Source organism: Acidimicrobiales bacterium (assembly GCA_036399815.1).
Lineage (GTDB): Bacteria > Actinomycetota > Acidimicrobiia > Acidimicrobiales > DASWMK01 > DASWMK01.
On sequence record DASWMK010000066.1, the window covers coordinates 1 to 13,867 of the forward strand.

A 13,867-nucleotide genomic window follows, 5' to 3' on the forward strand; every position below is an offset into this window, starting at 1 on the left:
CGGCTCGCCACAACGCCCACACCCCGAGCCCGACGAGCGCGCCCGCGACGGAAGCGGCCGCGATCATTCCGAGCTCCCGAACAACCGAGCCGGCTCCTCGAACCGGCCCATCCGTCCGATCGCCCACAACCCGCCGCCCAGGCACGCGGCGATCACGAGGAGGGCGACCTGCCCAGCCGGCGAGGCGAACGGTTCGAGGTACGAGCGGTTGAGCACCAGCAGCGATCCCGTGAACCCGAGCGTCACGCCGACGACCACCCGACGGGCGGTGTAGGTGCGGCTCCGGCCTGCTTCCACCTGCTGCCGCATGGCGACCTGGGATCGCGCCGCCCTCGCTGCCGCGGTCAGCGCGGCGCCGAGGTTCGCCGCTTGCTGCTCGGCGGCGAGCAGGAGCGACGCGACGAGCACGTCGGCGACGGGACTGTCGACGTCGTCGGCGAACCGCCGGAGGGCTTCCGCCAGTAGCCCCAGCCGTGCCCGTGCGGCGAGCGAGGCGACGTCGTCCCGGATCGCCGGTGGCGCGACGGCAGCCGAAGCGGCGATGGCCTGTTGCAGCCCGCCCGACGCCGCCAGGAGATCCCGCACCATCTCGGCCCAGGAGGCGACCGCGTCGACTCGGTCGGCGCGGTGCGACGTGCGGCGACGCCGTGCCACAAGCTCGGGAGCCATCCATCCACCGAAGCCTGCGACCACGGCCATCACCAGCCAGCCCGTCGCCCCGTAGACCGGGAGCGCGCACAGCACCGCACCCGCCGCTCGAACGGCGACGCCCGGCCGCGAACGGCGGCGTGCACCTCTCGCGGGCGCTGCGGGGACGGCGCCAACGACGGAGAGCAGCACGAGGAAAGCGCCCACCCCGACGACGGCACCGCAGGCAGCCGCAAGTGTCGCTGTCACCCGGCCTTCTCCAGGAGCCAGCGGACGTCGAATCCGCCCTGGTGCAACCGGGCGGCGGTCCGTCCCGTGAAGGCGACACCAGTCGGCGTCGCGCGACCGGCGGCGTCGGGTGCGAACACCTCGTTGCTGACCACCGTGGACGCCTCGGCACCCACGACCTCGCGGATCGCCGTGACGACGCGCCCTCCTCGGCGCTCCCCGATGTGCTCACGGGTCCGCTTCGCCAGATGGACGACCAGGTCGACGGCGTGGGAGATGAGCGCCGCGGCGGCGTCGAAAGGCAGGCGCTCCGGTGCCTCGGCCGCGTACAGCTGCATCCTCGACAGCGCGGACTGCGTCGAGTCGGCGTGCAGCGTGCACATCGAGCCGTCGTTGCCCTGCGACATGGCCTTCAGCATCGGGATCACCTCGCCGCCGCGAACCTCGCCCACCAGGACGCGATCGGGATTCATGCGCAGCGCATCGCGAGTGAGGTCCCACATCGACACGCCACCGACGCCCTCGGTGTTCGCCTGCCGCTCCTCAAGCTCGACCACGTTCGGATGCCGCTCCGGGTCGAGGTGGAGGTGCAGCTCGAAGTTCGACTCGATGGTGACGAGGCGCTCGCTCGGCGGCACCTCGTGAACGAGCGCTCGGAGAAGGGTCGTCTTCCCGGCGTCGGTCCCCCCGCAGACGACGATGTTGCAGCGTCCTCGAACCGCACCGGCGAGGACGTCCCGCACGAGGTCGTCGACGGTGCCGAGCTCGAACAGCTCGTCGAGTGTGACGAGGCGGTGCCGGTGGACGCGGAGCGAGACGGCCGGCCGCCGGGTCACCGCCATGACGGCGAACAGCCGGTTGCCGTCGGGGAGGGCGAGGTCGAGCCGGGGCACTCCGGTGTCGAAGCGGCGCTCCGTCTGACCGAGGCGGCGAGCGGCCCGGGCGAGCGTGTGCACGAGGTCCGCATCGGACTCGGCGATCGCCGGCCCCCGCTCCCGTCTGCCGTCCGCGTAGGTGACCCAGACGACGTCGCAACCGGAGGCGTCGACGTTCTCGATCGACGCGTCCTCGGCAACCAGCTGCGTCAGGCGCCCGAGTCCCCACAGGCGGTGCCACACCTGTGCGGCGAGGTCGTCCTCCTCGTAACTCGACAGCGCGACCGCCTCACCGCGAACCCACTCGGCCCGCAGCGCGGTGAGCGCCTGGTTGACGAGCTCGCGGGAGAGCATCTGCTCGTCGACCAGTTCGAGTGGCGGCCCACCCGACGCTTCTCTCCGACGGCGCTCCTCCTCGAGCCGCTCGGCGACCTGACGTTCGACCTGCCGGCCGAGCTCGAGCGACGCTCGGGGCGTCACGACGCGACCTCGTCGTTCTCCCGGGGCCGTTCTCCCTCGCCGTCGTCGACTTCGCGGACGTGCGCCTCGGCGTCCTCAGGTCCAGGCGGCAGCAAGCGGTCGGCGAGGGCACGAGCGGCACGCCACAGCGGTGAGCGCCTGAGCGCTCGTTCCCGCCCTGGCCTTCCCGCGACGAGCGCCGCCGCTCGGCGGTCCTCGGCGACGACTTGGACGAGCTCGGCGCCCGCGTACTCGGCGACCTCCTCCGCGCTGTACGGACCGGTCGCGACGACCACGAGCGAGACGGTCGTGCCGACCCGTCGGAGCGCTTCGACAGCCCCCGGAAGTGCGAGGGCGGAGGTGGCCGAAGCGGACGAGACGATCCATACCTCGCCTGCGACCTCGACGAACGGCCGGGCGAGCGAGCGCTCGTCGATCCGTCCCACGTCTACGACGACCGGCCGAGCAGACGACGCCAACGCAGCAACGAGACGACCATCGAGTGCCGACAGCGCGCGCCGGACCTGGGCCCCCGCCGGCGGCGACGCAAGCAGGTGACTTGCCGGACCCCACGCCTGGAAGTGTTCCTCGACGTCACCGATCGACAGCCGACCTCGCGTCGAGGCGGCAAGGGAGACGAGGCCGCGCTCGTACCCGAGCCCTGTCATCACACCGAGGCACCCGCCCGCCGGGTCGACGTCGACGAGCGTCACGCCGGGCGGCCCCGCGGCGGCCGCAGTGGCGGCGCAGATCGTCGACACGCCCGGTGCGCCATGAACGGAACCGACGGCGACGACGGCGGTCACGGACGACCGTCCTCGTTCACCTCGCCGCCCGGCGAGCCAGAGACATCGGCAGTTGCTGTGGCTGCGTCGTCCGCGGGGACGAGCGTGAGGCGCAGGCGATCTCCCGCCGCGGCGGCTGCGACCGCCGCCTGGGCGTCCTCGGGGACCACCAGCGACACGACCCAGCCCCCTGCCGGAGTGTCGCTGACCGCTTCGACCTCGTACACCGTCGCCGCGGTCAGCACGGTCGCCCGACCAGGCTCCGTTCCCTCGGGCGGAGCGGCGACGACGTTCACGACCTCGCCGGCCCGGAGCGTCGAGACCGGTGCCGCGCCGGGCGCGAGGACGGCGCCGACGACCGCCGAGCCGGGCTCGAGCGGCCGCCGCCGTGCCAGGTCTGCGCCGGAAAGAACCTCACCCTGCTCGACGGGTCCGGTGGTGACCATGCCGACGACGTCGACGGCCCGGTCGGCCGGGATGGCGTCGACAGCCGACCCCGAGAGGGCGATCTCCTCCGCGCGCAGGTCGTCGGTTGCGATCGTCTCGCCGGGTCGAAGCGACCTCGCCGCGACGAGGACCGCGGTTCGCTCATCGAACGACGCCGACACCGCTACGAACGCGAACACGCCCCCGAGCACGAGGAACGCACCGAGCACCGCCCACTGCGGCTGCCAGCGGCGCTGCCGAGTGACGCGTGCCGCCGGACCACGCAGTCCATCCCCGACGCTCGCTGAAGCCGCCTCGCGTCGCCGACTCATGACCGTCGCCAATCCCCGCCGCTCCTCACTCAGTCGTTCAACGCCTGCGCCTCCGCGACGGCGACGGGGAACTGCGTCGTCCGCGAGAACTCGCCGAAGTCGCCGCCGTCGCCGTTCGAGGCCGTCCAGGTGACCGACCACACGATCGTCACCGTCGCGGTGTAGGCATTGCCTGGTTCCGTCGCCGACGTGCGCTCGTAGGTGTGCGAGCAGTAGGTCGCCGACTCGGGGAGACCCGCATGCCACGGGACGCCCGGTCCGTCGCAGACGACGGCCGCTCCGTCGCCCAGGTCCCATTCCGTGCGCGCCGGTTCGGCCGTGACGGTCGCCGTCAGCCCGGGGACGCGCGCCGTAGCCGACCGCGTGCCCCACTGCGACTCCGGCACCCACAGCCACGTCGGCACGCCGGTCAGCGACTCGCCGTCGAGCGGTGGCGCAGCGCGGGGGTCCGGGTACCAGAGCGGCAGCTCCTGCGCGGCCTGCCAGGCGAGGACCCGGGGGTCGATCGCATCCGCCTGCGGAGGGGCACCGGGAGGCGGCGCCTCTCCGGGCACCATGCCCGGCGTCCAGTAGATCAGCGACCGCGACACCTCCTCGCCGTCGAGGGTGGTGCACACGAGCAACCGCCACTCGGCCGGCGGCGCCGCCGGTTCCGGGACCGGAACGCCCACCGCAGGCTCGTAGTGGCAGGTGATCCCACCCGACCCGCCGTCGCCGAAGCCGCCGCCGCCGTCGCCGCCGCCCGGCGGTGGCTCGGGCGTGCCAGGACCGCCGGGGATCGTGATCTGCGTCGAGGCCGTGATAGAGGGATAGGGGTCGCCTGGATCCGCGGAGACAGGTTCGGGTCGGGAGCCGATCGCGCCGACGGCGACGATGCCGACCACGAGGGCCAGGGGCACGACGAGGGGTTCGCGGCGCCGCCTCACACTGCACCGCCGCAGTCCGGGACGGAGCCGTCCCAGCGCTGCTCGGTGACGCCCTCCTTCACCTGCCATCGCCCGTCGACGCGCACGAGTTGCACCGTCGACAGGTACGTCGCCGCGCCCCTCGTCTCCGGGACGACGGCGCCCGACTGGGCGTCGGCAAGCTCGCGATCGTCGACCAGGCAGTCGACGAGCGTCGCCTCGTCGGGCGTCGCACTGACGACCTCGACCACTCGCTGCGTGACGGACCCCGTCGGGACGTGCAGTACCAAACCTCGCGACTGCCAGTCGAGGAGCCGCTGCCGGAACCCGCCGAGTGCCGGCTCCTCGAGCCAACGCTCCAGCTCGTCGGCGTCGGGATCAGGGTCGGTCGTCGCCATCTCCTCGTACGCCTGCTGCCACGCAAGGAAGTCGTCCTCTACCTCCGCGGGCAACTCGTCGCCCGGCGTTGTCGATGTCGTCGCTCTGGTCGTCGAGGTCGTCGTCGACGAGCTGGCCGTCGGTGTCGGCTGGGTCGACGCCGAAGTCGCCGTCGACGCCGTGTCGCCCGACCCGCCGCAGGCGCCGGCAAGCGCGGCCACGAGCAGCAGAACGACCGCCGAGAGACGGCGACGTCGGCGCTGTTGTAGGAACGAGCGCGGTTGGCCGCTGTCGGACCCGCTCATCTAGTCCCCCGCCTCGTCCGCTCGTGCGCGACGCAGCGCACGCTTGCTGAGAGGCGGGAGCGGTACAACGAACTCCGGAGCGGCTCCCGCGAGCACTCCAGACCTCGGTGAGCGGCAGCGTACCGCCGACGGTCCTTCGAGAGCACTACCCCGCCATTGCGGGCCCCGCCGTCCGCACGGCTAGCGCCGTACCCACGCGTCGCGGCCAGTAAACCGCGCGGCGTCGCAGGGCGAGACGTCACGTGGTGACGCCACTGCGTGACGTAAGGGGGCAGCGATGTCGCGACGGGCAACGGGTCTCCACGTGGGCCAGTTGTCATGAAACGCTCCGTGGGGCGACCAACCGGACATGTGGTCGGGCTTCTTGCAGCAGGAACCGAACGCGACCCCAGCGAGGAGTGGTCGCCGTTGTCCGGCCTTGCAGAAGCAGCGGCTTACCGCTGGTGCACGCGGACGACGGCGGGAGGTAGCCGTGGCAGGACCTGCGAACGCCGACAGTGAGTCCTCCTGGGCCGGCCTCGTCGACATCCACGCCGTAGCCGACCGCCTTGGCGTTCAGATCCGGCACGTGCGCCGACTGGTGCACGAGCGGCGCATTCCCTATGTGAAGTGGGGCAGGCTGCTCCGGTTCGACGCGGACGAGATCGACGCGTGGATCGACTCCGTCCGGGTACCAACGACCGGCGGCCACCAACCTCGCTAGCCCATCCTGATCGCTCTCTCCGCACGACGATGCGCAACGAGCGTCAGCCACGCGTCCGTACGAGACGACTGAAATCACGACCCGTTCATCGACCGGACGGCCTTGCCGAGCGCCCGTGCCGCAAGCAGGCAGGGCGACCAGCTCCCCGTGGAGCAGTCCGGCGTTCCGACGACGTCCGTGCGGGTCACACCGCCCGGAATGACCTGGCCGCCTCTCCTACTCCCGGCCAGGCGGACATGGCCGCGCGTCCTCCTCGAAGCCGTCGGCGTCGACCGCCAAGGCATGCGCGACCCCGACCACACGACTCCCTCGGTCGTCGTCGGTGCCAGCCACGCCCGGACCAACGCCTGCCCGTCGGCTGCGCGAGTCCCAGGGACCGGAACGCGAGCAGCGGAGGGGGCGTGCCGACATGAGATCGCTCACGCCGGGAACCGCGGTCGGACATGGGCTTCAGAGCGGCGTCCTGGAGTCGCTGCGCCGGCGTGGCGGCGACCGGGTGCGACGACCCCAGCCGACGCACTACCGATGCGCTGTATCCGCGACTTGCGGCCGGGTGCTCCGATTGCGCATACGAGCGCAGGACCATTCAACCGACGAATAGTGCTTTGCGGGCCCGTGCCTGTCAGCAGGAACGCCCTGGTCAACCGGTACTACGGCAGCTCCAATCAGCGGCCGCCGGAGCAAGACGGGAGCGCTGGCGCTCAGATCGTCCGCGTCGCTCAACGCGAGTCAGTCGGGCCGCACACCGTGGGCGCCGAGCGTCATGGAACCTCCGAGGTGGGCAACCGGGATGAGCCACATTGTCGTTTACCGCCTCGTCCGACCGAGGAGGATGAGGGGTGAGCTTGCCGTCGACACCGTGGGTCTGATCGCGTGAGCTCCACCGGCACGCGGCCCAAGAGCCAGGCGTATTCCTGGACGGGGCCGATGGCGTCGCGGTGGTTGCGTTCACCGGCGGCTTCCCGCACGAGGTGCACGCCGCAGCGACGGTCCGGCGCGGCGGACACGGGCGTCCAAATGCCGGCATGGAGGTGGATTCGACGTATCCAAGAGTTTGATGTAGAACAGATCCGTTCGCTACGTGCCCAGCGTGGCGGACCGGCGGAATCGGCGGAGTGCTGGGCCCGGATGGCGGGGTTCGATGACACTGATGGCCAAGTACGCGCGCGCGGCCGATGCCGGCGCGGGTCCGCACACCGCGACGAGCGTGGTGAGTTCCTACACCGAGTGGGACCGCCTGGAAGAGGTCGTCGTCGGGCGATTGTCCGACGGCGTCTTCCCGAGCTGGCAAGCGTCGATGGCGTCGACCATGCCGCCTGGGTCTTGGCGCTTGTTCCGTGAGCACGGCGGAACCCCGTTTCCCGCTCATCACCTTCGACGTGCCGACGAGGAGCTCGATGGCCTCGCCGATGCGCTCACGGCGGAAGGCGTGACGGTCGTGCGCCCCGATGTCGTGCACCACAACCGACCGTTCTCGACTCCGGACTGGCGGAGTGCGGGCGGGTCGTCCTCGGGTATGCCGCGGGACCTCCTCATGGTCGTGGGGACCACGATCATCGAGGCGCCCATGTCGTGGCGGTGTCGCTACTTCGAGGTCGACGCGTACCGACCGCTCATCAAGTCCTACTTCCGCCGCGGCGCTGGCTGGCTCTCCGGGCCCCGCCCGCAGCTGACCGACGACCTGTTCGTCGATGACATCGACCTCGACTCGGACGGCGAAGCGGAACACACCTGTGCGGTCAGCGACTTCGAGCCGGTCTTCGACGCTGCGGACTTCGTGCGCTTCGGCAGCGACATCGTCGTGCAGCGCAGCCACGTGACGAACGAGTTCGGGATCCGCTGGTTCGAGCGTGCCGTGGGCCCGGCCTATCGAGTCCACCGCGTCGCCACGTCGGACCCGCACGCGATGCACATCGACGCGACCCTGCTCCCGCTCGCACCGGGCAAGCTCCTCGTGAACCCCGGACGGTACGTCCACGACCCCGTGTTCCGAGACTGGGAGGTCCTGGAAGCGCCGGCGCCCGCTCTGCCGGCGGAGTGGCCGATGTACTTCTGCAGCCCGTGGGTGTGCATGAACGTCTTGTCGCTCGACGAACGCACCGTCGTCGTCGAGCGGCACGAGGACGCACTCATCGATGCGCTCACCGCCTGGGGCTTCCGCTGCATCCCCCTCGATTTCCGGCACGTGTACAGCCTCGGCGGCTCGTTCCACTGCGCGACGCTCGACGTCCGCCGCAGTGGAGGCCCGGGGCGGTACCTGAGCGCGTGAGGTACCGGTCGCTCACGCCGGACGCCGTCCTCGATGAGGCCGCTGCGCCCTTCGCCACCCGCCGTCGGGGGCCCGCCGAGCCCCCACGACGTCGACGGATCGAGGATGCGCTCGACCGTCGACACGGCCGGTCCGCGCGCTGCACACACGCTTCGCTGCCGATCGCGCCGAACGGCTGCGGGCGACCCTCCGCCGCTCGGCTGGCCGCGACGACGCCGCTGGTCGGGTCTAGGCGCCAGCCGCGTGGGGGCGAGGAATGACGGAAACGCGTGGTCGTGCGGCCGGCGGCGGTGGACCGTCCCGCAGCGACGTGCGACGCTCGACGAGACGACCCTGGGCGCTCCGTCGAGGCGGCTCAGCCTCGACGCCGCAGGTGTCCTCGGCGACCCTGCCCGAGCAACGCCGGGTGCCACCGAGCGTTTCGCGTGTCGGGCGCGGCGGCGCGGAGGGTCCGGCGGAGCCCGTCGGCGACTCCGCCAGCGGGGATGTGGACAGCCGCGACCTGGTAATGCGACGAGCCGGCCTCGACGTTCGACCCATCTCCCGCATCGAGGAGGCCAGTCCGGCGGACGTGCGACGGGTCGTGGTCCAGAGCAGGACACCGATCGTGTTCACCGGCCTCACCGACAGCTGGCGCGCCCGCACGGAGTGGACGCCCGAACGCCTCGCGACGGCGCGCGGGTGCGAGGTCGTCACGCCGCTGATGGACCTGCCCGCCGAGGGTGTCCTCTTCCCCGAGGACCAGCGGTCCTACGAGCGGACGATGCCCTTCCGCGAGTTCCTCGACCACATGCTCGGCGCGACGGCCGACGCTCCGTGCTACCTCGCGTACCGCCGCGCCGACGACCTCTTGCCATCCGACGACTACGACTTCGCCGGCCTGCTCGGGCCGCTCGACGAGACCTGCGACACCCGGTCGTGGCTCGGGTCGGTCGGCACTCGGTCGATGCTGCACTCGGACCTCAAGGACAATCTGTTCTGGCAGGTGTGGGGCGAGAAGCACGTCGTGCTCCTCGACCGCAAGCAGAGCGCAGCGGCGTACCCGTTCCCTGACAACATCGTCAACAGCCGTCTGGACATCGCCCGAATCGACGTCCAGGAATTCCCCAAGGCGCGGCGCGCGACGTTTCGATCGGCCATCCTTCGGCCTGGTGACGTCCTGTTCATTCCGAGGGGCGTCTGGCACGACTTCGTGTCCCGATCACCGTCCATCTCTCTCAACCACTGGTTCGGTCCGTCCCTCGACGCGCGCCACTACCTGGCGCTCGTGGCCCGGCTCGGGCTGCGGTGCTGGGCGTCGACGGCGAGAGGCTTTCTCGTGCACGGTGTCCTAGGGCGGGACGAGCCGACCCAGTTCTTCTTCAGCCCGCCGTGCACCGGGAAACGCCTCTACGACGCGCTCAGGTGGGGCGACTTCAATCGAGGCAACGACCCGGTTTCCGACGGCGTGTAGCCCGGGCGCGCCCCACGACCAAACCGCGTCCTCCAACAGCAGCCGACGTTCGCCATCGCCTGGGGGAACGCGAACGGTCGATCGCCGGTCGACTGGGGTCGACCCGGCTCGACGGTGGATCAGGCGCTGGCCAGCCCGCCGGCCGTCTCTCCCCCATCGATCACGAACGGCGAACCGGTCACGAAGGCGGCGTCGCTGGACGTCAAGTAGGCGACAAGAGCGGCGATCTCTCGCGGTCGGCCCAGCCGCCGAAGCGGGATCCTCGCCTCGCACGCCTCGAGCATCTCCGGCGTGTACTCCGCCTCCTGCATCGGCGTCATGACGTAGCCCGGACAGATCGCGTTCACCCGAATCGTCGGGGCGAGCTCGAGCGCCATCGTCCGTGTCAGCTCGATCACCCCCGCCTTGCTCGCGTTGTAGCCGGCGTAGTTCGGCATACCGACCATGCCGCTGACCGAGCCGATGTTCACGATCACACCACCGCTGCCGGCGAGCATCCGCCTGGCGGCTCGCTGCCCGACGACGAACGCCCCGCGGAGGTTCACTGCCAGGACGCGGTCCCAGTCCTCGACAGACGCGTCCAGGAACGGCTCCCTCACACTGATCCCTGCGTTGTTCACCAGGACGTCGAGGCCACCGAAGGACCGATCGACGTACGAGAACGCAGCGTCGACGGCGGCCGCATCGGCCACGTCGGCCCGTGCCGCCACCTCCACGTCGCTGTCGGGACGCGTCATCGCTGCGATGCCGGACGCGTCCAGGTCGAACACCGCGACGCGAGCCCCGTCCTCCAAGAACCGTTCCACGATTGCGGCTCCAATGCCGGACGCACCGCCCGTCACGAGCACGCGCCGACCCCACCGCTCGGATCTTCCCGCCATTCCGCCACCAGACCGCTCGAAGCCGACGCAGCGAACAGTACGCGTTCGAAGGCGTGCGCGTTCGACCGACGAGATCGGTCCTCGCTCCAGAGCGCTCCACTCCCGAGCGTCGCTATACCGTACGAGTGGGCGTATTTTGAACCCGGCAAGGTGGAACACCTCATGCAAGCGCTCCGGGCACTAGCGCAAGTGCACGTACCGTCACCCGTGCCGACGGGCCCATCGGCGTCGTAAACCCCGCGTCCTTCTAGAAGGCTGCATGCACTACCTTCGATGAACGGCGCTGCTGCGCCTGCGTGAGGCCTTCGGAGAATGCCGTGGCAATCGCTTCGTCCAGTTCTGGGAAGAGGTGGCCGTACCGGTCGAGCGTGACGTTGATCGAGGAGTGGCCCATGCGGGCCTGGATCGCCTTCGGGTGAGCGCCCGCCGCGATCGCTAGGGCCACGCTCGTGTGGCGAAGGTCGTGGAAACGGCACGCCAGGCCCGCATTCCGCAATGCTCGGGCGAAATGGTTGTTCCAGAAGCTCGGCGCGGCGATCGGGTTCCCGGCGGCGTTCGGGAACACGAGGCCGTCGACCCCGGGAGCGGCGAAGCGATCGAGGTGGTCGGCCAGCAGGTCGGCGGTGACGTCGGAGACGGTGATGGATCGCACCGAAGCCGGGGTCTTCGGCTCCTTCCGCAGCCACTCGCCGGACTCGAGCCGGACGAGTTGCTCGACGACCCGCACCTTCCGCCGGCGGAGGTCGACTCGGTTGCGTCGGAGACCGACGAGCTCGCTCCATCGCATCCCGCTGTCGACGGCGAGGTAGATCAGCGCCTGGAACCGGGGCGAGTGCGCCTCGGCGAGATCGATCGCCTGCCCCCAGTCCAGGAAGACCATCTCGCGCTTCGGCACCCGCGGTGCCTCCACCCGGTCGCACGGGTTGGCCAGAATCTTCTCCTTGTCCACGGCGACCTGGAGCAGGCGACGCATCGTGCGGTAGTGCCGGTGCACTGAGCTGGGTGCGATGCCGGCCGCCAGTTCGTCGTTCAGCCAGTTCTCGATCTCGTCGGCCGGGAGCCGGCCGATCTGGTAGGCGCCGAATCTCGGGAGTATGTAGCGCGTCAGGTCGCGGCGGTACGTCTCCTGCGTCGACGGCGACAGCCTCCGCGCCAACGACAGGAACTCGTCGGCCCAGCGGGCGAGCGGCTGTTCGGCTCCCCGCGGGTCGATCCACCGGCCCCGCGCGACGTCGACCTCCATCTCCCGAAGGAACCGCTCGGCGTCGACCTTACGGGCGAACGTCCTCGACGTCAGCCGACCGAGCGGGTCTCGGTACCGGGCGCGGTAGGCACCGGAACGCTTCTCGACGAACCCCATCCTCGACCACCTGCCCCTGCTCCGAGGCCGGCCCCGTGGGAGCACCATGGGAGCGGCGTGGGAGCGAAATCACGGTTTCTGGTGGTCGACCAGGGACAGTTGCGGACACACCGGGTCGACGAGTTCGTGCCGCTGACCTGCTGTTTAGCAGGTCAGCGGCTCGAGGCGGCGACCGGAATCGAACCGGTGTACAGGGCTTTGCAGGCCCTTGCCTAAACCACTCGGCCACGCCGCCCGAAGCGCTCCACCCTAGCCAGGGTCAGGAGGGCTGGTAGCTCCCGGGGGCCATGCGGGTGGCGATGGCGATGCGGTTCCAGGTGTTGATCGTCGAGATGGCGACGACCAGCTCGGCGAGCTCGGGCTCGGCGAACTCGCCCCTGGCCTCGGCCCACACGTCGTCGGGCACGTGGGTCTCGGCGACCCGGGTGATCGCGTCCGTCAGCGCGAACGCGGCCCGCTCCCGCTCCGTGTAGTACGGGACCTCCGCCCAGGTCCACAGCCCGTACAGCCGCTGCTCCTCCTCGCCCGCCAGGCGGGCGTCCTTCCAGTGCATGTCGATGCAGTAGGCGCAGCCGTTGAGCATCGACGCCCGGAGCTTGACGAGGTGGAGGAGCCGCCCGTCGATGCTCGACTCCCGCACCGTCCGCTCCAGTGCGCCCATGGCCTTGGCGCCCGCCGGGAACTGCTGTCCCAGGTCGAGCCGGGACGTGGTCTCTACCGCCGTGGTGGTACTCATGAGCAGCACGCTATCGACGCCCGAACGCGTAGAGCGCCCGCCCCGGTACGGCGGGGCGGGCGCTCTGACGGTCGATCGTCACATTCCGGAACCGGCGGTACCGTCGGGCACCGGCGGGGCCGGGTGACGGCGGCGTCAGGGTGCGGACGAGATGGCCTCCACGAGGTCGCCGACCCGCTCCTCCGGCAGGTTCATGGCGATGTCGCCCTGGCTGACCATGCCGACCAGGTCGTGCCCGTCGATCACCGGCAGGCGGCGGACCTTGTGGTCGATCATCGTCTGGAGGGCGAGCTCCACGGAGTCGTCCGCGCCGATCGTCACGGGCTTGCCCTCGGCCAGCTCGCCGGCCCGCACGGTGCCCGGGTCCTTCCCCGCGGCCAGGCACTTCACGACGATGTCGCGGTCGGTCAGCATGCCCTTCAGGCGGTTGTCCTCGCCGCAGATCGGCAGCGAGCCGACGTCGAGCTCGGCCATCTTCCGGGCCGCGTCGACCAGCGTCTCGTTCTCACCCACGCACTCGGCGCCCGGCGTCATGATGTCTCGGGCCTTGGTCACGATCGTTCCTCCTGGGGGCTGGGGGACGTGCACGGCGCATACCCGCGCGGTGAACAGCGCCAAACGAGGACTAGTCACCCCGCGCCGCTGGGTAGCCCGACACCATCGACGCGCACACCGAGATCCCCGCAGCGCCCGAGAGCGTTCGCATGGCACGCCACTTCGTCGAGGCGCGTCTGCGGGAGTGCACGTCGCCCGCGCTGGTGGACGACGCCACCCTCCTCACCACCGAGCTGGCCGCCAACGCCGTCCGCCACAGCCGGACGGACCACATCGAGCTGTCCATCGACTGGGACGACGACCGGGTGCGGGTGGCCGTCGCGGACGGGTCGCCGGTGCCGCCGACCGTGCTCCACCCCGACCCCCTCGCGCCCGGTGGGCGCGGCCTCCAGCTGGTCGACGCCCTCGCCACCCGGTGGGGCTTCGAGCGCCGGCCGGAGGGCAAGGTCGTGTGGTTCGAGCTGTCCGCCTGAGCCCACCGGCTCAGGCAGGCCCGGACGCGCGCGGGCTCAGCGGATCTCGAACACGTCCTGCACGCCGGTGACCTCGAGCACGTAGCGCACGGCGCC

General features: G+C 70.9%; 13 protein-coding genes and 1 tRNA gene. 3 read left to right on the forward strand and 11 right to left on the reverse strand.

Features of this window, described 5'->3' with window-relative positions:
* Positions 1 to 63: 63 nt before the first annotated feature.
* The 6 genes from VGB14_05035 to VGB14_05060 all read right to left on the reverse strand — a co-directional run bounded on the left by VGB14_05035 (position 64) and on the right by VGB14_05060 (position 5,110).
* Positions 64 to 855 (reverse strand): type II secretion system F family protein, encoded by a 792-nt coding sequence (locus VGB14_05035; GenBank protein HEX9992274.1) that lies wholly within the window; start codon positions 853 to 855, stop codon positions 64 to 66.
* A 38-nt stretch (positions 856 to 893) separates the two neighbouring features.
* Complete coding sequence (locus tag VGB14_05040; GenBank protein ID HEX9992275.1) at positions 894 to 2,231, reverse strand: ATPase, T2SS/T4P/T4SS family; 1,338 nt, start codon at positions 2,229 to 2,231, stop codon at positions 894 to 896.
* The gene (locus tag VGB14_05045; GenBank protein HEX9992276.1) at positions 2,228 to 3,016 is read right to left on the reverse strand and encodes a hypothetical protein; all 789 of its coding nucleotides are present in this window, start codon (positions 3,014 to 3,016) and stop codon (positions 2,228 to 2,230) included. Before VGB14_05045 ends, VGB14_05040 begins: the two co-directional genes overlap by 4 nt.
* On the reverse strand, positions 3,013 to 3,651 hold the full coding sequence (locus VGB14_05050) for an SAF domain-containing protein (protein HEX9992277.1): 639 nt from the start codon (positions 3,649 to 3,651) through the stop codon (positions 3,013 to 3,015). The genes VGB14_05045 and VGB14_05050 overlap by 4 nt, the downstream gene beginning before the upstream one ends.
* Positions 3,652 to 3,782: 131 nt before the next feature.
* Entirely contained in the window at positions 3,783 to 4,652 is an 870-nt protein-coding gene (locus VGB14_05055; GenBank protein HEX9992278.1) for a hypothetical protein, read from the reverse strand.
* Positions 4,653 to 4,675: 23 nt separating this feature from the next.
* Positions 4,676 to 5,110, reverse strand: a complete 435-nt coding sequence (locus tag VGB14_05060; protein ID HEX9992279.1) for a hypothetical protein — start codon at positions 5,108 to 5,110, stop codon at positions 4,676 to 4,678.
* 2,084 nt (positions 5,111 to 7,194) lie between these two features.
* Between VGB14_05060 and VGB14_05065 the strand changes: the two genes are divergently transcribed.
* Both VGB14_05065 and VGB14_05070 read left to right on the forward strand, forming a co-directional pair.
* Positions 7,195 to 8,313, forward strand: coding sequence for a hypothetical protein (locus VGB14_05065; protein HEX9992280.1), 1,119 nt, complete (start codon positions 7,195 to 7,197; stop codon positions 8,311 to 8,313).
* Positions 8,314 to 8,686: 373 nt separating this feature from the next.
* Positions 8,687 to 9,766: a cupin-like domain-containing protein gene (locus VGB14_05070; GenBank protein ID HEX9992281.1), complete on the forward strand. Its 1,080-nt coding sequence runs from the start codon at positions 8,687 to 8,689 to the stop codon at positions 9,764 to 9,766.
* A 119-nt stretch (positions 9,767 to 9,885) separates the two neighbouring features.
* On the opposite strand, the gene VGB14_05075 is transcribed toward VGB14_05070, so the two are convergent.
* The 5 genes from VGB14_05075 to VGB14_05095 all read right to left on the reverse strand — a co-directional run bounded on the left by VGB14_05075 (position 9,886) and on the right by VGB14_05095 (position 13,298).
* On the reverse strand, positions 9,886 to 10,614 hold the full coding sequence (locus VGB14_05075) for an SDR family oxidoreductase (GenBank protein ID HEX9992282.1): 729 nt from the start codon (positions 10,612 to 10,614) through the stop codon (positions 9,886 to 9,888).
* A gap of 280 nt (positions 10,615 to 10,894) precedes the next feature.
* A complete protein-coding gene (locus tag VGB14_05080; protein HEX9992283.1) occupies positions 10,895 to 12,007 on the reverse strand; it encodes a tyrosine-type recombinase/integrase in 1,113 nt (370 codons plus the stop codon).
* A gap of 163 nt (positions 12,008 to 12,170) precedes the next feature.
* Positions 12,171 to 12,242: transfer RNA gene (locus VGB14_05085), tRNA-Cys, on the reverse strand.
* A 24-nt stretch (positions 12,243 to 12,266) separates the two neighbouring features.
* Positions 12,267 to 12,743, reverse strand: coding sequence for a carboxymuconolactone decarboxylase family protein (locus VGB14_05090; GenBank protein HEX9992284.1), 477 nt, complete (start codon positions 12,741 to 12,743; stop codon positions 12,267 to 12,269).
* 135 nt (positions 12,744 to 12,878) lie between these two features.
* Positions 12,879 to 13,298: a CBS domain-containing protein gene (locus tag VGB14_05095; GenBank protein ID HEX9992285.1), complete on the reverse strand. Its 420-nt coding sequence runs from the start codon at positions 13,296 to 13,298 to the stop codon at positions 12,879 to 12,881.
* Positions 13,299 to 13,420: 122 nt separating this feature from the next.
* Between VGB14_05095 and VGB14_05100 the strand changes: the two genes are divergently transcribed.
* Positions 13,421 to 13,771, forward strand: a complete 351-nt coding sequence (locus tag VGB14_05100) for an ATP-binding protein (GenBank protein ID HEX9992286.1) — start codon at positions 13,421 to 13,423, stop codon at positions 13,769 to 13,771.
* Positions 13,772 to 13,867 lie beyond the last annotated feature (96 nt).

Bases quoted from the DNA above. Each gene is read 5' to 3' on its own strand.
- VGB14_05090 (HEX9992284.1), bottom strand. From the start codon at position 12,743: ATGAGTACCACCACGGCGGTAGAGACCACGTCCCGGCTCGACCTGGGA.
- VGB14_05080 (HEX9992283.1), bottom strand. From the start codon at position 12,007: ATGGGGTTCGTCGAGAAGCGTTCCGGTGCCTACCGCGCCCGGTACCGA.
- VGB14_05065 (HEX9992280.1), top strand. From the start codon at position 7,195: ATGGCCAAGTACGCGCGCGCGGCCGATGCCGGCGCGGGTCCGCACACC.